This window comes from Bacteroidales bacterium, from assembly GCA_016709865.1.
GTDB lineage: Bacteria > Bacteroidota > Bacteroidia > Bacteroidales > VadinHA17 > LD21.
The window spans coordinates 1,015,978-1,034,920 of the sequence record JADJLX010000005.1; the positions used below are offsets into that span (position 1 = coordinate 1,015,978).

Below are 18,943 nucleotides of genomic sequence, written 5' to 3' on the forward strand. Positions count from 1 at the left end.
CTAGTTATTCTTCATACACCGCACATACATACCAGACTTATCGAACATCATCTGAAGCATTATTTCAGCGCTGTTTGCGTCGAGGGAGAAGAATGTCGGATCTACTGATATCAGAGATGATGTCCACCAGCTGGAGTTTAATCCGATATTCATGAACATACCCATATAGTTACGGAAACCACCAGGCAGAGCTGTAAAACCAACCTCATCAGTTGCGCCTGTATTAGGAGCACTCCAATGAGTTGTACCTACCTCTTTCAGTTTGCCTCCGGCAACCAGCGCTCCACCAAGTGCGCTTTCCAGAGTAAACATGTCGCTTTCAGTAGGCACCTGCCAGCCGGCCGGACATAGCAGACCGGTACTTACAGTTTGCCAGTTATACAGAATGCCATATAATCCATTTGCAGCATTATCATTATTATACCATGCATATGCCGGAGTACTCAGCAGAGACCATGCGGTTCCGTCAGTAACATTTGCTATTGCAGTTCCATCATTTAGCCTTGTTGTTTTAAGGTTTGAAGCAAACCATATCTGAGATCCTATTACAATTGTGTTGTAAGAATTTCCATCGATATCATTAACAGCAACAGGAGCAAGAGGTGTTGTGAAGCTCACTTCATTTCCGTATGCAGTACCAGCAACACTTGTTGCATATGCTCTCACATAATAGGTTGTGTTTTCAGTCAAACCTGTCATTGTACTTGCAAATATATTCTGCGGATACGGCAGAGTTGTATGACTGTCAGTTACCAATGGACCAGAAGTTGTGCTCCAGCATATTCCGCCGACTGTGATCTGCGCACCGCCATTATCCATTATATCACCACCGCTGACTGCAGAAATATGTGTTATTGAACCAGGTGTAGCTGTTGTAAGTGTAGCAAGCACCGGAGAGACACTATTTGTAGTAAATACTACTTCCTCTCCATAGCCTGTGCCAACTGAGTTTGTTGCATAAGCCCTTACATAATAAGTTGTTGCAGCAGTCAAACCAGTAATTGATGAGGTAAATGAACCAGTCGATGATCCGTTAGTCGTTTTAGTGCCGAGAGAAACCGTTGGTGATGGTGAAGTGTTCCAACAAACACCACTTGTAATTACAGCGGCTCCACCATTGCTGGTAATAGTACCTCCAGCCAAACCTGATGTCTGAGTAACACTAATGACTTGAGCACTTGTTAAGACAGGAACATCAATCGGAGCTACAGTTCCGGCATAACCGATATCACCAGCTACACTGATATTATTCTGCACATTAAGTACACTTGTCATAGCAATAGTATCTGGGTCAGCGCTCAATAACGGATTTTGAATAAGATTCTCGTTTACTGAAAGGATATTGAATGTTGATAAAGTACTACCTCCAAGTGAGCGTACATAGAAATTTGTACTGTCGGGATTGATCAGTACATAATCACTTTCAATTCCCTTTGCACCGCCAAAACCACCGATTGCAAAACCGCCTTTTGGCGCCTTAGCAGGGGTATTATTAATATAAACCCTTGTGCTGTCGCGTGTTACTCGAAGATATTCCTCCACTGGTCCTTTCGCACTCCCAAATCCTCCGATTGCAAACCCTCCCTTTGAACCTTTACCGGTATTTGTATCAATATAAGCTCTTATGCTGTCGGAGCTGACAACAAGCAGATCCTGGGGGAGTGCTTTTGCACTGCCGAATCCGCCTATAGCAAATCCTCCTTTTGCTCCTTTTGCCGGTGTATCAGCAACATACATCCTTATCGAGTCGGGATTAACGACAAAATAGTCCTGAGAACCAGCCTTTGAACCAAACCCTCCAATAGCAAATCCTCCTTTTGCACCTTTGGCTGAACCATTATCAACATAGATCCTTACACCTTCATTATAGACGGCAAATACAGTCTGGCCATTCTTATTTTTAACTTCAAACAGTGCTTCTTCCATGTCAGAGGTTTCGCTTGTAACCGTAAGTTTTTTTACAGCACCTACTGTCAGATCAGGTTTATTGACAAGGTCAGTATAACTGCCGCTCGAAGCAACAGTAGCTAAAGCAGGTTTGTTTGTGAGATCTGCATAGTTACCGCTGAATCCGTTCCCAGCTTTTGCAGAATATAATGCATATGGCACGCTTAATAACTGACTGGTTCCCATAACGGTACCATCAATCGTAATCTTCAGAAAATATGTTCCTGTCCCCCAGTTAATTACTGTCAGTGATCCGTCGGAAGTGGTACCTGTACCAAGATCAAGATCAATTAGTCCGGTACTTGTTGTAGTAACATTATGTGTTTCTGTATATACTGCAGTTCCCGATGAGCTTCCCGACAGTATCTCGAATTTGACTGTTACAGCTTTGTTTGCCTTCAATACTCCTTCAGTATCCCTGAGCACTGCCTGATAATTAAAACTGGCTGGTGCCTGCCCTTTTACCACGATGGCAATAAATAAAAATGTAATAAGTGCGTAAAGTTTTTTCATAAAGTAAAAATTAGTAACCTCATCAAAATGTTTATTCACTATAAAAATATTGAATGCTTTTAAAGTTACCAAGACATCTCCAAATTCTTTTTTAAAAAGATTTGAAACAAGGATATTCTTAAAACTTGAATTATATTTACATGGGTATAAAAAAGATTGCATTCTGTTTGCAATATATTATTAATCAAAATATTAACAACTATAACATGATCCTCTTCTTTGAAGGTAATTCCAAAAACCTGTTTGCAGTAGAGACTTCCGAAAAACTTCCGGGAAAAGAGATTGAAAAACTATCCTGGCTTTTTGGTGAGGCAAACCTGATTAGCAAGGATAGTATCGAAGGACTCTTTACAGGGCCCAGAAAAGAGATGGTAACGCCCTGGAGCACCAATGCGGTAGAGATAACTCAGAATATGGGAATATCAGGTATCAGAAGGATAGAAGAATTTCATACCGAAGAGTCTGACAGACCTGCAATTGATCCGATGCTTCAGGCTTTATATAAAGGACTTGATCAGAAAATATTTACAATTGACAAATTACCAGATCCTGTATTTTATATTGACGATATTAAACAATACAATCTAAAGGAGGGTCTGGCTCTCAACGAAGAAGAGATAAGTTATCTGAACAAACTAAGTGAATCGATTGGCCGCAAACTTACCGATAGCGAGGTATTTGGTTTTTCACAGGTTAATTCCGAGCACTGCCGTCACAAAATATTCAACGGAACATTCATCCTCTCTGGAGAGAAAAAAACTGAGACACTGTTTCAGATGATCAAGGCGACTACCAAAACAAATCCTAACAAGGTAGTCTCGGCATATAAGGACAATTGTGCATTCGTTCAGGGACCGGTAGTTGAGCAGTTTGCACCTGTAACACAGGACAAACCTGACTATTTTGCTGTAGCTGATTATGAATCTGTACTTTCAATAAAAGCTGAAACCCACAACTTTCCCACAACAGTCGAACCATTCAATGGTGCTGCAACCGGGACGGGAGGTGAGATAAGAGACCGTATAGCAGGAGGTAAAGGAGCATTTCCTATTGCCGGCACAGCTGTTTACATGACATCCTACCCAAGGCCCGACGGACCAAGATCATGGGAGAAGGCAACAGAAGAAAGGCCATGGCTCTATCAGACACCTGAAGATATACTGATTAAAGCTTCCAACGGAGCAAGCGATTTCGGAAATAAATTCGGACAACCTCTTATCTGTGGCTCGGTATTTACTTTTGAACACTTTGAAAACCTGAAAAAATTCGGATACGACAAGGTAATTATGCTTGCCGGCGGAATTGGAATAGGGAAAAAGAAAGACAGTGAAAAAGATATTCCGGAGAAAGGAGATATCATAGTACTCCTTGGTGGTGATAACTACAGGATAGGAATGGGCGGAGGAGCTGTTTCATCTGTCGACACTGGGGAATTCCATAGTTCAATAGAACTTAATGCTGTTCAGCGGGCAAATCCGGAAATGCAGAAAAGGGTATATAATGCCATAAGAGCTTTAAGTGAATCGGCAAACAATCCCATAGTATCGATCCACGACCACGGTGCCGGAGGACATCTGAACTGTCTTTCGGAACTCGTTGAAGCAACCGGAGGAAAGATCGATATCAGCAAACTGCCTGTTGGTGACCCTACTCTTTCTGCCAAAGAGATAATAGGGAACGAATCACAGGAACGTATGGGTCTGATAATGAGAAAGACCGACGTTGACACACTGAGACATATAGCAGAAAGGGAAAGAGCACCTATATACTTTATAGGAGAAGTGACAGGAGACATGCAGTTTACTCTCGAAAATCCTGTTACCAGTGAAAAACCGATAGATCTGGCCCTCACATCGTTTTTCGGTGATCCCCCCAGAACTGTTATGACTGATGAAACTATTGAAAATGGCTATAAGAAACTGGAATACAGTCAGGAAAAGATAAATGAATATATTGAAAAGGTTCTTCAGATTGAAGAGGTCGCATGTAAAGACTGGCTTACGAATAAGGTAGACCGTTCAGTCACAGGCAGGCTTGCCAAACAACAGTGTGCCGGTTCGTTGCAGCTGCCGCTTAATAACCTGGGAGCTATTGCTCTTGATTACAGGGGTAAAAGAGGTATGGCTACATCAATAGGACATGCACCTGCAGCAGGACTCATCGATGCTGCTTCAGGATCAGTACTCTCTATAGCAGAATCACTTACGAACATTATCTGGGCACCACTAGCTGACAGACTCACTGGCGTTTCTCTTTCCGCTAACTGGATGTGGCCATGTAAAAATGCAGGTGAGGATGCAAGGCTTTACGAAGCTGTGGAAGCTGCCAGCAAATTTTCAATCGCTCTGGGGATCAATATTCCTACCGGGAAGGATAGTCTTTCAATGACACAGAAATATAATGATCAGGTTGTATTTTCTCCGGGAACAGTTATTATATCAGCTTCAGCTGAGATAAGTGACATTAGAAAAATAGTTGAACCTGTAATTGTTAATGATCCGTATACAAGCCTGTTATATATCGATATGAGCAGGGATGAATTAAAATGCGGAGGAAGCAGTTTTGCACAGATTCTTAACAGATTAGGCGATAAAGCTCCAACAGTTAAAGATCCGGCATACTTTAAAGAAGTATTCGATACAATACAGGATCTGATTGTCAGGGGCAAGATACTGGCCGGACATGATATCTCTGCCGGAGGAATGGTTACCACACTACTTGAAATGTGTTTCTCAAACACATCTGGTGGTATTACTGTTAATCTTTCTGCAATGGATGAAAGTGACACGGTAAAAATTCTCTTCAGTCAGAACCCCGGGATTATAATACAGGTAAAGGATGAAGATGAAATCGCAGAGATTCTTCTTGAAAACGGAATATCTTATTTCTCTATCGGACACCCTGTTGATGAAAGAACACTATTCATTACAAATAATAATACCAGGATTTCTTTAGACATTGACAGGCTGCGCGATAAATGGTTCAGCACATCGTGGTTGCTCGATCGCAGGCAGAGCGGAACCGAGCTGGCACTTGAGCGGTTTACTAACTATAAGAAACATGAACTAAACTTCACCCTTAATGGATTTGAAGGTACTTTTAAGTCGCTGGGAATTATACCAGAGAGAAGAAAGAAAACCGGTATCAGAGCTGCAATAATAAGGGAAAAAGGAGTGAACGGTGACAGGGAGATGGCATATGCTCTCTATCTGGCCGGCTTTGATGTCAAGGATGTTCACATGACTGACCTCATATCTGGAAGGGAAAATCTTGAAGATCTGAATATGATTGTATTTGTCGGTGGATTCTCAAATTCCGATGTTCTAGGCTCTGCAAAGGGCTGGGCAGGAGCTTTCAAATACAACGAAAAGGCAAGAGTCTCACTCGAAAATTTCTACAAAAGAGATGATACTTTGTCCCTGGGTGTTTGTAATGGCTGCCAGCTTATGATTGAGTTGGAACTTCTTTATCAGGACCATGTTAAGAAACCCCATCTGAAACTAAACAAATCGCATAAATTCGAATCAGGTTTCCTCGGAGTAAAAGTAACTGAGAACAACTCTGTGATGCTTAAAGATCTGACTGATATGGAGCTAGGAATATGGGTAGCTCATGGCGAAGGCTGCTTCACCCTCCCCTATCCTGAGAATAAGTACAGGATAGCATTAAAATTCAGCAGACATACCTATCCTGCCAATCCGAATGGTTCAGATTATGATGTTGCCGGGCTGTGCTCTGAGGATGGAAGACATCTGGTTATGATGCCGCACCTTGAACGCGCATTCTACCCATGGCAATGCGGTTATTATCCTGCAGACAGGAAAAATGATGAAGTTACACCATGGATTAAGGCCTTTACAAATGCAAGGGATTGGATAAAAGCGAGAAAGACCAGATAAGATCCTCAGCGGGTAATCGGTGTAAGGAATACAGATAATAACCTGGAATCATAAGCACCTTCTGTCTCTGCATTAGGGTAATTTTTCGGTACTAACTTTTCGCTAATCAACTGTATATTATATAGTCCTGTATCCTGAATATACAGAGCCCCCATAAATGAATCGGCTCTGAAATAAGGTAATGATACATCAGTTGAATTAAGATATATCTTATCACATTTCGGATGCGCCTCAAGTCTGTTATCCAGAATGCTCAGCATCACTTTATTATTATACTTCAGATTGGTGGTATCTTTTGTAGAACTGGAAAGCCACACATTAAAACGGCCGGATTTGGAAACCACTACATTCCATTCTGCCGTATTTGTTGAAGGATTGCCCATATCGTGATAACACTCAGCTTTCTCAACTTTTAAAGAGATTGTTCCGTCATCCTGCTGCAAAACCCTGTTCTCAATAACTTCACTGTTACTTACATCCTGTACACCATTATTTCTGCATGCAGAAAATAAGGTGAACGCTGCCACAATCAACAACACAATTATACTTCTTCCCATTATACGAATATTGCTTAAAATATTATTTGCAATTATAACGAACTTCATACAATTTAAGTATGCTATTTGTAAAAATTAATAAGAACCTCTCCCTAAATCCCTCTTCTCAATTGGAGGGCCTTTGTAAATCAATCAATTGCGTTTAAGAAATATTTACAACGTGTTTTATAATATGGGATTTCTTATTACTGTTTTTTTTTACTTCATTCAACGACAGTGCTTCAGCAACTATCTCTGAAATGTCTGCAACTTTTGTTTCCGAAGCTGAAGAAAAGGTCTTTTTACATAACGGGCAGGCTGTTGCAAGAATATCGGGATTATCTTTTGTCAGTAAGGAAGCAGCATCACGCGCAATCTTATGTTTATCCCCCGAACTGATTTTCATATTGCCAAGAGATCCGCCGCAACAGAGCGAATCGGCATCGCTGAATTTTGTTTCCTGAAGTCTTGTAACATGACGAAGAACTTCCTTTGGCTCATCATATACACCTGATCCTCTTCCAAGATCGCAGGGTGAATGATATGCAACCTTCTTGCGCAGAAATTTCAGTTTTATATCTCCTTCATCAATCAGCATCTTAATAAACTGGGTATGATGAAGTACCTCTACATCGAGATAATAACTCTCTTTAAAAACTTTATAGCAAATCGGACATGAAGTCACCAGAGTGTGTGCGCCAGATTTCCATATCATCTCCGAATTAAAGTTAATCAGTTCTCTTGCTTCCTTATCCTGACCTGCAAGCATAAGTGGTCTGCCACAGCAAACACCTCCATGTTCATCAATAAAACTATAGCTGACACCTGATGCATCCAGAATTTTCAACATCGAATTCTTTATTGCCGGTGTGAGATGAGTCATGCATCCTGCAAAAAACACTACATCAACTTTTTCCGGATCAGTTTTTTTCAGAAAGTCATAATTCTGTGTTACAGGTGACTTTTCAGCTGCAACACTTTCTCTTTTGCGAAAATAGCCCCTGTAGGTATTCCTGTAATCGTTTTCTCCTTCCGCTCCCCTTCTCTGAATCATCCTTATCGGAGACAGTTCAATTCCCACCGGGCATTTCTGGTCACAACGTCCGCACATCAGACAATTAAAAGCTATATCTGATACATCTTCATCGTTACGGATGGCTTTCATCATGTAAGCCGGCTGAATTGTGTTGATACCTGCAGAAAAATTAAGCTGACAGGCATCAATACATATACCGCAAGATGAGCAGGAGAATGCCTGTACTTCAGTGTAAGCCCCTGCTTTATTTCCTGTCCTTATTCCTGAATTTCTCATAAAGATCAGAAACAGTTCTGCTGGGATATGCATATACCTCGTAACAGGAAGAAGAATAAAAAAAGTACCTAACGATAATGAATATAACCACCAGAAGGGATAGGCAAATTGCTGGGCAGGAAGGAATGATGCCAACACAGAACCAAGAGAGCCTGTAAGAAAGCTCCCTGTTCCGGCTGCACCACATGTGAAGCTCTCAGCCAGAAGACGGCTTGGAAAGATAAGCCAGAGTGATGTAAGTGCAATTTTATCAGTCAGCCTGAGTTTCGTGGTTTTCTTCATTCCCACAACCCTGGAAAAAAATCTCTTTGAAACAGCCAAAAGCAGTCCCGAAAGTACAAATGCCAGAATAAGATCCATCAGAAATCCGTATGCTGCTTCAAACCCCATTCTGCCATGCTCAGGATTAAAAAACCTGAAGAAAATAGCCTTATAAGGTGCGTTAAGGTGCTTTGCTCCGAAAATATCTGCCTCAAGTGTTCCGAAGAAAATCAGAAGAAACCAGCCAAAGGCCAGACTCATATGCATATAGCCCAGCCTGAAATTTGTTTTGAGAATTTTTCTGTGAATAAGACTTTCGAGAAAGATCTCTTTAATACTCAGGGCAAATGCTGATCCGAAGAATCCACGCTGCAGTCTTAGTTTATCCTGACGGGAAAGTTCGCGGAACCATATAACACTCCTGACTACAACATAAATAAGTATGAAGTATAATCCTAGATTAAATGGTATAACAAACGGATCAAACTGCATGTTTATCAAATATTTGGAATGCCTGCTTGGCAAGAACTACAATATTCCTGGTGTTTACGCCCCGCGGACAAACAAGAGTGCATTTTCCGCAGAGCATGCATTTTTTCATTGTCTGTCTCGCCAGATCATTCTCACCCCGCTTAATCAAAATATGGAGTTCCCTCAGACTGAATTTAGTGTGATTACCGGTGGTACATGTCGCTGCGCAGCCGCCGCATTCAATACATGATCTGAAACTTGACTCACGTGCAAAAATATAATCAGCCACGCTCCTGTCGTTGGCTTCATAGTCGATCTGCCGACCTTTAGATATGGAAAAACCGAACTTCTCCATACTATTTATTTTTAGTTTTGAGGTAATCGAGTACATCAGCTACAGCAGCCCTCGCATGTGAGATAGTTTCAGTAATATTCATAGGAGCAGTGCAGGTGCCTGCATAGAATACTCCATCTACATTACTGAGATTACTTCCGAAATGACTGTCACGGCCATGAAAAAACCTGTTTTCGCCTGTTTTAAGTCCAAGTGATGATGCAATTAGTTTGCTTCCTTCTGATATCTCCATACCAGCCATAAGTACAAGCATATCGAGCTCCATCTTCAAAGGTCTTCCAGCGAGAGTATCTTCCACTTTTATAACCAGGCTATTACTTATCGATTCTCCCACCTCCGAAACTTTTCCTCTGATAAAACTAATACCGTATTTTTCCTGCGCCTCCATATAGAGTTCCTCATACATGGCGCCTCCCATCCTCATATCCATATAAAAGCAGAAAACCCTCGATTCATTGAGAAGTTCCTTGATTTCTATAGCCTGTTTTACAGCAGTAACACAACATAATTTTGAGCAATACAGGTTGCCCACTTTTTCATCTCGTGATCCAACGCAATGAACAATGCCTATTCTTGCAGGAACCTCTCCATTGGTTTTTTTCAGGGCTCCGCTTCGAAATTTCATTTCAAGATCAGCAGAGGTTATTACATTATCATAAATACCATATCCATATTCTTCTTTCCTCTCACTTCTGAACAGGTCGAAACCTGTAGCAATAACTATTGCATCTGCTATTATTTCAGAGCCTTTATCTGTTTTTACAATAAAGCCTTTTCTGTTCTTTTCGATATTGTCGATTCTCGTCTCTTTAAGCAAAGTCAAATCGCTGCTACCTGCTTTATCATTGAGATAATTAATTACCTCCTGCCCATCTCTTCTGTCAGGAAATAAATGGTACCAGTTTCTGACATGACCACCGGTGGAAGCATCTTTTTCAACAAGGGTTACTCTGCAACCTGATTTAGCCAGCTGTCCGGCTGCCTCCATTCCTGCAGTACCACCTCCTACTACTACAACTTCACCATTCATTGTTAAACGTTTATAAGGTTTTGAGGAAGAGGCATTTGTTTACCATCTTTGGTTTTATACTTATCAGATGCATCGAAATCTATACCCAGTTTTCTAAGCAGCGGTTCAGACTGCACCATGTGGTACTGAAGTCCGAGATCCCATGGATTAAATCCGAGTACCAGTCCTGTAAGTTCCTCATAAGTAAGAACAGGAATAGAATCACCATTCTCACCATATGTAGCACCATTAATCTCTTTTATTGTGTATTGCCATTTATCCATAAACATATTGCAGCCCGGGCAATTAGTAAGAACAAAATCAGGCTTATAAGGCTTCATTGATGAAAATTTCTTTACTGTGTTTGAAACAGAGTATCCGCGATTAGCCTGAACAAGATATTGTCTGAAACCAAAACCACAGCAATGACGTCTCTCGGGATAATCAATCACTTCACCTCCCCAAGCCTCTGCCATACCACTAAGTACGTTAGGAAACTCTGCGCCTCCCTGACCTGATTTTGGAAACATTTTTGCGTAATGGCAGCCTATATGTTCAACAACTCTGAGTGGCTCACCGGTTTCCCTGTTAATCAGAGGAATCTTAGCTTTCTGTGCAATTTGGTCCCTGAATTTATATACGATATCGCTTGTATGGGCGACATTTTCCGGTATATCAAATTCCCTTCCTGTTGCCTTATAAAGGTACTCCCTGGTTTTAGCAAGCTCCTCCGGAAAATGCTTCCATGTTTCAAGTATCTCTGTGTAGAGGCCAAATGAGGTAACACATGAAACGGCAATATTCTTATATCCTGATTCTTTCATAAGAGCAAAATGCCGGGCAATAACTGTCATAATTGTTGCGGAAGGAACTATATCGCTGTGATAGCCTATTCCGGTGCATGTAGTATGAGCTGGATTCTCATAAACATCCTTCCCGAGAATATTCCTCATAAGGTTTAGAAAAAACTGTTCTGAACCAGGAAAAAAACTTTGTCTGATACACGATCTTACATAGAAAAAATGATCATCTGCTATCTCTTTCTGATAGTCTGACCATATTCGCTTTTTCCCTTCTGCATTCATATTCTGAGGTTAGATATCGTGAGAATTATGGGACCCGCTGTTCGCAGTATAAACTTCAACAAAATAATCATTATCAGTACCTTCGCTGCTGAACTGCAACCCCATCTCAGCTGCTTTTGCTTTCGAATGTTTTTCAATTGTTTCGAAGAACTCTGTGCCACCTGTTACATCAAATATCTTTTTAAGCTCATCTAATGCATCCTGTGGAATTTTCCTCAATGGACCGGTGCCAATACCATTTATCTGACCTCCTAGCCTTTCAAAAACATCATCAGTATTCTCAAGAATATATTCCCATATTGGTCCCTGCTCCGGATGCATTTTAGGATTGACAGCATAAGTTGCTGCACAGTATCCGTATTTGAAGATATTCTCGCCAACAGTTCTCTTAATGGCAAGCTGCTGCCGACCCTTTTCAGATTCAGTAAAATATCCTAGTTTCTGAGACATGGTTCTCAGTGCCATTATAATAAATCCCGGAGTATTTCCACGTGGACATCTTGTCTTGCATGACATACATTCGCCACAGTACCAGATGGTTTCAGACTTCAGAAGTCTGATTATTTCATCATCGTCCCTTAGTTGAACAGCATCAACAACTTTGCGCGGATCATAATCATAAAACTCAGCAGCCGGACAAATAGCTGTACAGACGCCACAATTCATACAGGCCTTCAATCCTTCTTCAAACCGGACATCTTTCATCAGCTCGTTATAAAGATTTTCCATCAGCCTGTAGATTGTTTATCTGTTAATTAATTAACACAAAAATAGCTTTTATGGAAACCGGCAGAAATAGGGTTAAAGCCTATTTATTGGGAGGTATAAAGACGTAGGAGGGAAAGGCGAAAAGGCTCAAAGGCGTAAAGGCGTAAAGGCGCAACGGCGTAAGGGTTGAAAAGAAAGGGAGAAAGGGTGAATGGGTGAAGATGATACTCCGTGATACTCTGTGGTCTTCGTGTCTCCGTGGTTAAGTAGTTATTGTTTTAACTTTCCTTTGTTAAGTACGATTGACCGGTTAGCATATTGGGCAGTTAAAGGATCATGTGACACCAGAATGACTGTTCCTCCTCCTCTATGATGATCTTCGACAAGCGACATCAGAATTCTGCTGTTCTCAGGGTCGAGGTTACCGGTTGGCTCGTCGGCCAGCAGTATTTCGGGATTTGTTATTATTGCCCTGACAAAAGCTGTTCTCTGTTTTTCTCCCACACTCAGCTCGTCGGGATACTTATTCTTCAGAGTAGAGAGGGAGCATTTCTCAAGGAAACTCTCAATGTTATGAAGCTGGTCCTTTTCAAAGCAAGCCAGCTTAATATTCTCAAGAACTGTAAGATATGGCATAAGGTGAAACTGCTGAAACATAAAACCAACATTCTTTTTTCTATATGCATCTGTAGCTCCCGTACTCTGGCTATATATATTATGACCATTGAACAATACTGACCCCGAATCAGGTAAGATCAATCCGCCAATTATATTTAACAATGTTGATTTCCCTGCGCCGCTGGCGCCTGAAACAGCAATGAATTCACCTTTTTCAATCTTAATGCTTACATCCTGAAGTGCAATGAATTCCTCAGTGCCTTTGCGGTAGACTTTTGTTATGTTGTTGAGTTCTATCATAAATGACCTATTCTTTACTTAGTGTCTTAGCCGCATCAATCCTGGTTGCTATTAATGCAGGGATCCAGCTGCTCAGCATCCACAACACCGGGAATAGCAATATCGTGTAATAAAAGACCGGCCAAACAGTTTTAATATTTGCTGCCGTGAAGCTGAAAATCTCCTTTCCGAAATATTCTGCTATCAGATCTCCAAGGAAGAATCCGATTACACCTCCGGCCAGTCCCAATAAGAAAGCTTTAAAAAGAAACAGAAACAGAATTGTGTATGAACTGTTTCCCATTGCTTTTAACAGTCCGACTTCCCGGCTCCTTACATTTACATTCTGATAGAACAGAAGGGCAGTAATAAGCAGACACGATATCACTACAAAGGGGATTATAAAGGCACCATATTTATTCATCATAACCCTTTGGTTCTCACGGGCGTCGGCAATGCTGCTGATTTCAGTTACCTCAAGATCAGAGAATATAGACTGAACCTGCTTTCTGGCATTCTTAATCCGGCCATCTTTACATACACAACCCAAGGCTTCAATTTTGTTTATCTTACCTTCCATTCCCAATACCTGCTGCAGGTCCTCCAGATTAAAAGAGACACCCTGATCCATCATTCCCCTGCCCTCTTCAAGTCTTTTTTCAATTGTAAAACTGTATTCTTTCCCATCAATACCCATTATCACAAATGGCTCTGAGGGTTTAATGTTTTTTGCCACAAGTGCTCCAACCTGAACTGTTCCCTTCTTAACGTCAAAGCCCATTATCTCCTGGGCCGGAAGGTATTTCTGCTGAGCCTCATCTTTATATCCGAAAAGTACTATCTGATGTGTTGATCCGTTGGAGTCTTTCCAGTCAGGATATTTGATCTGCAGAATACCTGTCAGATGCCTCACTGCATCAAATGTCTCAGACTCAGCAAGCACATCAACATATTTGTCGGGGAAAGTGCCGGTATTATTAACCGAATAGAAATCAATAAGGTTGGTACCTTTCGGAAAAATATAGAGGTTCAATCCCTGTTCGCGCATTATCTTCCTGGTCTCATCTTCACTTGCCTTACTAAGTGTATAGATAGCCACAGTTACTGAACTTGCTACGATAACTGTAAGTAATATGACAGCAGACGTTAACCTTCTGTACCACATCTCTTTAAAGACCATGTGTACTATATTCATTTTCCTTTCTCCCTTTTAATTATAAAAACTGTGATGATAATAATTGTTAACAGGATAAAAACGGACGTTGCAATAAATGAAATCTTTAATGAATTGTCCTCCTTCATTTCGATTTTCGGAGGCTGAATAGTTGTAAGTCCCTCCTTCTGATCTGTAAGCCATTTAGGTAAAGGCCTTTTACTGATCGAATCGTATGAAATGGTATCTGTTTGCATTTAGTTCCCCAGCAAAGGATTGGCATCAATTATTTTATTAAGAAGAGCTGGCTGCGGATTATCCCAGTTATTTGTGTAAAGAATATCAGTACCCGGAAGATCATCTTTGATGAGACAACTGCACTCTGCTGTAAGATAATCTATCAATAGATTAATGTTTTCTTCGGTGATACCATTGCCCAGCAGTGGTTCCAGTGCCTTAAACCTCCCAAAAACTCCAAACAACATGGGCTCCGGGATTCTCTTCAGATCGTCTTCAACATTAAGAAGCAGTGAAGCAAAATGAGCCTCTTCTTTACTGTTTCTGCTAATCTCAACAACCTCAATTATTTCACCGAAAGGAGAGGAAGTCAAAGCTTTCTTAAGAACGCCCAGACCCTTGTCATCTTTCTCCCTGTTGTCAGTTTTAAGATAAACAAGTACGCACAGTTTGCCGGCCATAAGTTCAGAGGCCACCTTTTGCCGGAGAGGTGACGATGTAAGATTTCTTATCGCCGCCGGAGTTTCATATTTTGAGAATAACCGGTTTTCATAATACAGTCCATACCATGGAGTACTGACATCCTCACGAGTAGCGGTTCTGAACTGAATATTTGCGTCTTTAATACTTTCAGTCACTTCAAGGTTTTCCTTTTTCTGAGCTTCTGTTAACTGACCTTTATGAAAATAAACAAGCGTGTACTGATTTGGCAATGCATTCAGCAGCACCCATTCAGATACCCTGGTGGTACAAGCAAGACTTAGCAGTCCGGCTAAAATGAGTATTTTGGAATATTGATTCATCTTGCACTTATCGGAATTACTGCTGCTTTTTCCTCAACAAGTTCAATCCCCGAAAGAATTGTATTTCCCTTAACCGGCTCCATCTCAATTTTAAGTGTGCTGCCTGCCTGTATTCCGGTGAATTTTCTTACTATTTCCCTGTTCATTTTGCCTGTCTGGGAAATAATATCGAAGTTCTCAAGAACCTTATTTCCCTGAATTGCAACGTTAAACACCCTCTCGCCTTCCTTCTTCTCTTCAAGCTCCGAAAAATACAGATTAATTCTGTATGTCGTCTGTGGGGTATCTTTTTCTTTCGAAAGAGTGATTTCCATCGACCTGACTCCGCCAATAGCACTGGCACTAATCCATGGTGTGGATTCAGAATATACTGAGACAGGTTCTTTTCTTATTGTGAAATAATTAACAGTATCGAGTTTAACCGGGATCTCAGGCGAGGCACCTGCAACAAAAGGGTATTCAATCCAAAGGACTTTACTGTCGGAGGTACGGTCACCTGGTGCATTCATGTTCAATCCCAGCTTTTTAATCTGTTTGCCGCTCCATTTATAATTACTGTTGGCCCAGTATGTCATCCATGGCATATTAACGAGTGCCAGTGAGGTCTGGTTCTGATACGGGCACTGGCAGGTACGGGTATAATCAGGAGAGTTGAGAACTCCGTCGGCTACAATAAGGTTTGTAGAACAACTCGCCTTCCAGCCGCCAAGACTTCCGGTGCCTTCCATCGTTTCAAGGTTGATAAATCCTGCAGAAGCCGACCTGAATGTCAGAAGATATTCGCTGGCAACAACTATCCCGCAGCCATACTCACGCTTATAACTCCACTTTTTCTCTTCACCTGTCAGAAGATCCTTCTCAAATATCGGATCGCCGGTAAGGAGGCTGAATCCTTCACCTTCTGTATAGATATTATCATTATGGAGAATTGGCGGATTTGCATATTTAATAGGCTTATCCCAGACTTTCTTCATAGTTCCGGCTTCATAGACAATCATCCTGTTACCCGTCTCTCCGGTAAGCATATCGCGCGAAGGACGTGTAGCCTGGAGAAGATACTTATGCTGAGAAGAGTAGCCCAGCCATGTTCCGAAAATATCAGTTGTCTCCTCTTTTATAATTTTGCCTGTTTTAATATCTACAGCCACAAGTCTCGAGCCTGCCGGAATTATCTCTCCTCTTCTTTTAAGCTTGGTCTCAAGGTTCTGGGGTAATTTATCCAGACAGAAAAGCATGTCATCGCCACAAATAACAGAATTGTGAATAAAGCCATGATTAGCCTTGATATTCCATAGTTTCTCACCTGTGAATCTATTGAGGATGATAAGCTCGTTACTGGCTGTGACATCAAAATTGCTCATTCTCTTATCAGCGGTCTTTTCGTCGGGATCACGTATTTCAGGGAAGTCAGTAAAGTTGTTCCCAAGGATAAGATAATCATTGTAAACTCCTATATATCCCAGCTTCTGAGTACCTGCATCACCGGTTGTAAAGTCTTTTACCAGTGCACCGGTCTTAATATCAATAAGATGACACACTGCACCTTCAATAACATAGACATACTCCTTTGTTGCAATGAAGTTTGTTCCACGGGCATTTGAACCTGCCAGATGTTCCTGGTTATATTTCGGGTCGAGAGGATTCTCCTCATCATAGGATTCATCATAATATACCAGCCAGGTATCGTCCATTAGTTTTTCAAATTCACGTTCCCAGAAGACCCTTCCTGTATAAACATCCCTGGCACTTATACTATTCATTCCCTGTATAATGAGACGGCCATCAATAACCTGTTCACCGGGACCATGACCATGCCGTGGAAGAACATCCATATTTGAATTGCCTCCAAACCAGAGTATTCCGAGAGGTGCCTTAACTCGTTCATCATCTGATTTAAGAGTATTGGAAATATCTCCATAGTTATGTGTCCACTCATCCACGCCTTCAAGTGAGCCGGTTCTTGTTATAAGCGAGTATCCGCTTCCACTGGTTTGTTCGGCACCATAAAGATCAAGTTGAGATAATCTGGCAGTTAGCTGTTTCTGGGAACGACGGTTGGTTTTCATCCAGATCTTGCCATCGTATGGTCTTGTGCATTCATAAACACTCTTAAGTACATCGGTGTCGAAATCATTAAGATAGCTCAGATCATTTATTATTGTGAGAGATGAAAAGTATTTTGGAAGAAGTGGAAAACTCCCGTCTGACAAAAGGAAGCTCAGCCTGTCGGCTTTAACACCCATGTTATCAAAGTACTCCCTCAGGTAGGTTATCCTTTCAGGATCGTTATCATAGGCTATTATTGTAAGTGAAGTAGAAGATAGCAGTCCTTTAAGCAATTCAAGATCCCTGGTTCCGAATAGTACTGAATATCCTGTTGTTACCCCTGCTGAGCTTACAATATTCTCAGCTACAGATTGTTTAACAGTCAATTCCTGAACCGGTTTCATAATTGTCGTTACTTCTGAAACAGGGGTGCTTCCATATACCAGTATATCACCCTGTTCCGAAACAGCAATAAGTTTACCGTTTGCAGCAACAAGCCGTTCAATTTTCATGCTGGTTGGGATACTCCAAAGTTTTGCGGGCTTATTATCAGAAATTTTAATTGCGGTAATACCAGTGCTATCGGCTGCATAAAGGCAATCACCAGCCTTGATGAGATCATTTGCTGCCGAATAATCGCTTTTCCAGATAGTCTCGAGTTTGTTCTTACTATCGAGCAGAGATGCAGTGACTTTTTTACCGGAGAAATAGATGTTATTGCCATCGAGAACGGGATATTCACCGGCATCAGATTTAAGTTTATTACCTGTGTTGGAATCGTACATGTAAGTCATACGTTCCCTGTGATGATTAAAAAACACCTTCTCATTACCGCATGTAAAAGCTCCGCCTGTCTTTCCACTTTCAGCAAGCTGGTAATAGAGTTCTTCTCCCGTCTTAAGGTCAAAAGCAGCGGGAACTGACCGTCCGCCGGCAACAAGCAATCTGTTACCGCTTATTGTGAAAACTCCCTGAGGTGCCACATTGGCAAAGGCCGGAGATTTATGAGGCTGAAGAGTATAACTGCTGCCGGTACCTTCATTCTTCCAGACAATAGCACCTGTTTCTGTGTCAATTGCATAAATAAAAGTTCCCATTAAAGGGAAGATACTTGCTGCGGTATAGAGAATGTTATCTTTAATTACAATGCCTCCGCGGGCAGGCCACATAGATATAAGTCTCTTATTTCCAAGAAGTTTATTAACACCTGGGGCAAGAGATAATTTCCAGATGAGTGAGCCGCTGTTCCCGTCGACACAATAGCAATTTCCATCATCACTTGTAAAATAGATCTTTCCCTTATTTGCAGCCAATGGCATTCTTACTGGTCCGTCGGCATAATAATGCCAGATCTCCTTTCCGGTATTTATATCGAGGGCAATTATCTTATCCTGATCGTTGAAACCAAGGAATATCTTATTATCAGCCACAATGGGTTCAAATATCCTGTCGAACTGCATCAGGTTCTGATTAAGCGGATCGTCCCACACGGGAACACGCGGAGAATACTTAACCTGCCACTGAAGGTATAGTTTATCAGCCAGCTGTTCAGGAGTTGAAGCCGTACGTCCTGCATCGTATCTCCACATCGGCCAGTCGCTTTGCTGGGCAGATGATAATTGAATAGTTAAAATGAAAACTAAAATCGAAAGAATCTGCTTAGTATTTTGCATATTTTTCTTCAAATTAATAGGTTAAAAATAACCATTTT

General features: G+C 41.3%; 13 protein-coding genes. 1 reads left to right on the plus strand and 12 read right to left on the minus strand.

Annotated features, from left to right (window positions below):
* Positions 1-2,460 (minus strand): fibrobacter succinogenes major paralogous domain-containing protein, encoded by a 2,460-nt coding sequence (locus tag IPJ16_12805; GenBank protein MBK7628051.1) that lies wholly within the window; start codon positions 2,458-2,460, stop codon positions 1-3.
* A gap of 206 nt (positions 2,461-2,666) precedes the next feature.
* Between IPJ16_12805 and purL the strand changes: the two genes are divergently transcribed.
* The gene (purL, locus tag IPJ16_12810; GenBank protein MBK7628052.1) at positions 2,667-6,359 is read left to right on the plus strand and encodes a phosphoribosylformylglycinamidine synthase; all 3,693 of its coding nucleotides are present in this window, start codon (positions 2,667-2,669) and stop codon (positions 6,357-6,359) included.
* A 5-nt stretch (positions 6,360-6,364) separates the two neighbouring features.
* On the opposite strand, the gene IPJ16_12815 is transcribed toward purL, so the two are convergent.
* The 11 genes from IPJ16_12815 to IPJ16_12865 all read right to left on the minus strand — a co-directional run bounded on the left by IPJ16_12815 (position 6,365) and on the right by IPJ16_12865 (position 18,905).
* Positions 6,365-6,964, minus strand: a complete 600-nt coding sequence (locus IPJ16_12815) for a hypothetical protein (GenBank protein ID MBK7628053.1) — start codon at positions 6,962-6,964, stop codon at positions 6,365-6,367.
* Between the two features lie 94 nt (positions 6,965-7,058).
* Positions 7,059-8,960, minus strand: coding sequence for a (Fe-S)-binding protein (locus IPJ16_12820; protein MBK7628054.1), 1,902 nt, complete (start codon positions 8,958-8,960; stop codon positions 7,059-7,061).
* On the minus strand, positions 8,950-9,294 hold the full coding sequence (locus tag IPJ16_12825; GenBank protein ID MBK7628055.1) for a 4Fe-4S dicluster domain-containing protein: 345 nt from the start codon (positions 9,292-9,294) through the stop codon (positions 8,950-8,952). The genes IPJ16_12820 and IPJ16_12825 overlap by 11 nt, the downstream gene beginning before the upstream one ends.
* 1 nt (position 9,295) lies before the next feature.
* A complete protein-coding gene (locus IPJ16_12830) occupies positions 9,296-10,324 on the minus strand; it encodes a CoB--CoM heterodisulfide reductase iron-sulfur subunit A family protein (protein MBK7628056.1) in 1,029 nt (342 codons plus the stop codon).
* Between the two features lie 2 nt (positions 10,325-10,326).
* Positions 10,327-11,388, minus strand: coding sequence for a heterodisulfide reductase subunit B (locus tag IPJ16_12835; protein MBK7628057.1), 1,062 nt, complete (start codon positions 11,386-11,388; stop codon positions 10,327-10,329).
* A gap of 9 nt (positions 11,389-11,397) precedes the next feature.
* On the minus strand, positions 11,398-12,117 hold the full coding sequence (locus IPJ16_12840; GenBank protein MBK7628058.1) for a 4Fe-4S dicluster domain-containing protein: 720 nt from the start codon (positions 12,115-12,117) through the stop codon (positions 11,398-11,400).
* Positions 12,118-12,366: 249 nt separating this feature from the next.
* Positions 12,367-13,014: an ABC transporter ATP-binding protein gene (locus IPJ16_12845; GenBank protein MBK7628059.1), complete on the minus strand. Its 648-nt coding sequence runs from the start codon at positions 13,012-13,014 to the stop codon at positions 12,367-12,369.
* A 7-nt stretch (positions 13,015-13,021) separates the two neighbouring features.
* The gene (locus IPJ16_12850) at positions 13,022-14,188 is read right to left on the minus strand and encodes an FtsX-like permease family protein (GenBank protein ID MBK7628060.1); all 1,167 of its coding nucleotides are present in this window, start codon (positions 14,186-14,188) and stop codon (positions 13,022-13,024) included.
* Positions 14,185-14,403: a hypothetical protein gene (locus tag IPJ16_12855; GenBank protein MBK7628061.1), complete on the minus strand. Its 219-nt coding sequence runs from the start codon at positions 14,401-14,403 to the stop codon at positions 14,185-14,187. The genes IPJ16_12850 and IPJ16_12855 overlap by 4 nt, the downstream gene beginning before the upstream one ends.
* Positions 14,404-15,186, minus strand: coding sequence for a hypothetical protein (locus tag IPJ16_12860; GenBank protein MBK7628062.1), 783 nt, complete (start codon positions 15,184-15,186; stop codon positions 14,404-14,406).
* The gene (locus IPJ16_12865) at positions 15,183-18,905 is read right to left on the minus strand and encodes a PQQ-binding-like beta-propeller repeat protein (protein MBK7628063.1); all 3,723 of its coding nucleotides are present in this window, start codon (positions 18,903-18,905) and stop codon (positions 15,183-15,185) included. The genes IPJ16_12860 and IPJ16_12865 overlap by 4 nt, the downstream gene beginning before the upstream one ends.
* Positions 18,906-18,943 lie beyond the last annotated feature (38 nt).

Excerpts from the sequence above, each read along its gene's own strand:
- IPJ16_12805 (MBK7628051.1), bottom strand. The coding sequence starts at position 2,460 with ATGAAAAAACTTTACGCACTTATTACATTTTTATTTATTGCCATCGTG.
- purL (MBK7628052.1), top strand. The coding sequence starts at position 2,667 with ATGATCCTCTTCTTTGAAGGTAATTCCAAAAACCTGTTTGCAGTAGAG.
- IPJ16_12815 (MBK7628053.1), bottom strand. The coding sequence starts at position 6,964 with ATGAAGTTCGTTATAATTGCAAATAATATTTTAAGCAATATTCGTATA.
- IPJ16_12820 (MBK7628054.1), bottom strand. The coding sequence starts at position 8,960 with ATGCAGTTTGATCCGTTTGTTATACCATTTAATCTAGGATTATACTTC.
- IPJ16_12825 (MBK7628055.1), bottom strand. The coding sequence starts at position 9,294 with ATGGAGAAGTTCGGTTTTTCCATATCTAAAGGTCGGCAGATCGACTAT.
- IPJ16_12830 (MBK7628056.1), bottom strand. The coding sequence starts at position 10,324 with ATGAATGGTGAAGTTGTAGTAGTAGGAGGTGGTACTGCAGGAATGGAG.
- IPJ16_12835 (MBK7628057.1), bottom strand. The coding sequence starts at position 11,388 with ATGAATGCAGAAGGGAAAAAGCGAATATGGTCAGACTATCAGAAAGAG.
- IPJ16_12840 (MBK7628058.1), bottom strand. The coding sequence starts at position 12,117 with ATGGAAAATCTTTATAACGAGCTGATGAAAGATGTCCGGTTTGAAGAA.
- IPJ16_12845 (MBK7628059.1), bottom strand. The coding sequence starts at position 13,014 with ATGATAGAACTCAACAACATAACAAAAGTCTACCGCAAAGGCACTGAG.
- IPJ16_12850 (MBK7628060.1), bottom strand. The coding sequence starts at position 14,188 with ATGAATATAGTACACATGGTCTTTAAAGAGATGTGGTACAGAAGGTTA.
- IPJ16_12855 (MBK7628061.1), bottom strand. The coding sequence starts at position 14,403 with ATGCAAACAGATACCATTTCATACGATTCGATCAGTAAAAGGCCTTTA.
- IPJ16_12860 (MBK7628062.1), bottom strand. The coding sequence starts at position 15,186 with ATGAATCAATATTCCAAAATACTCATTTTAGCCGGACTGCTAAGTCTT.
- IPJ16_12865 (MBK7628063.1), bottom strand. The coding sequence starts at position 18,905 with ATGCAAAATACTAAGCAGATTCTTTCGATTTTAGTTTTCATTTTAACT.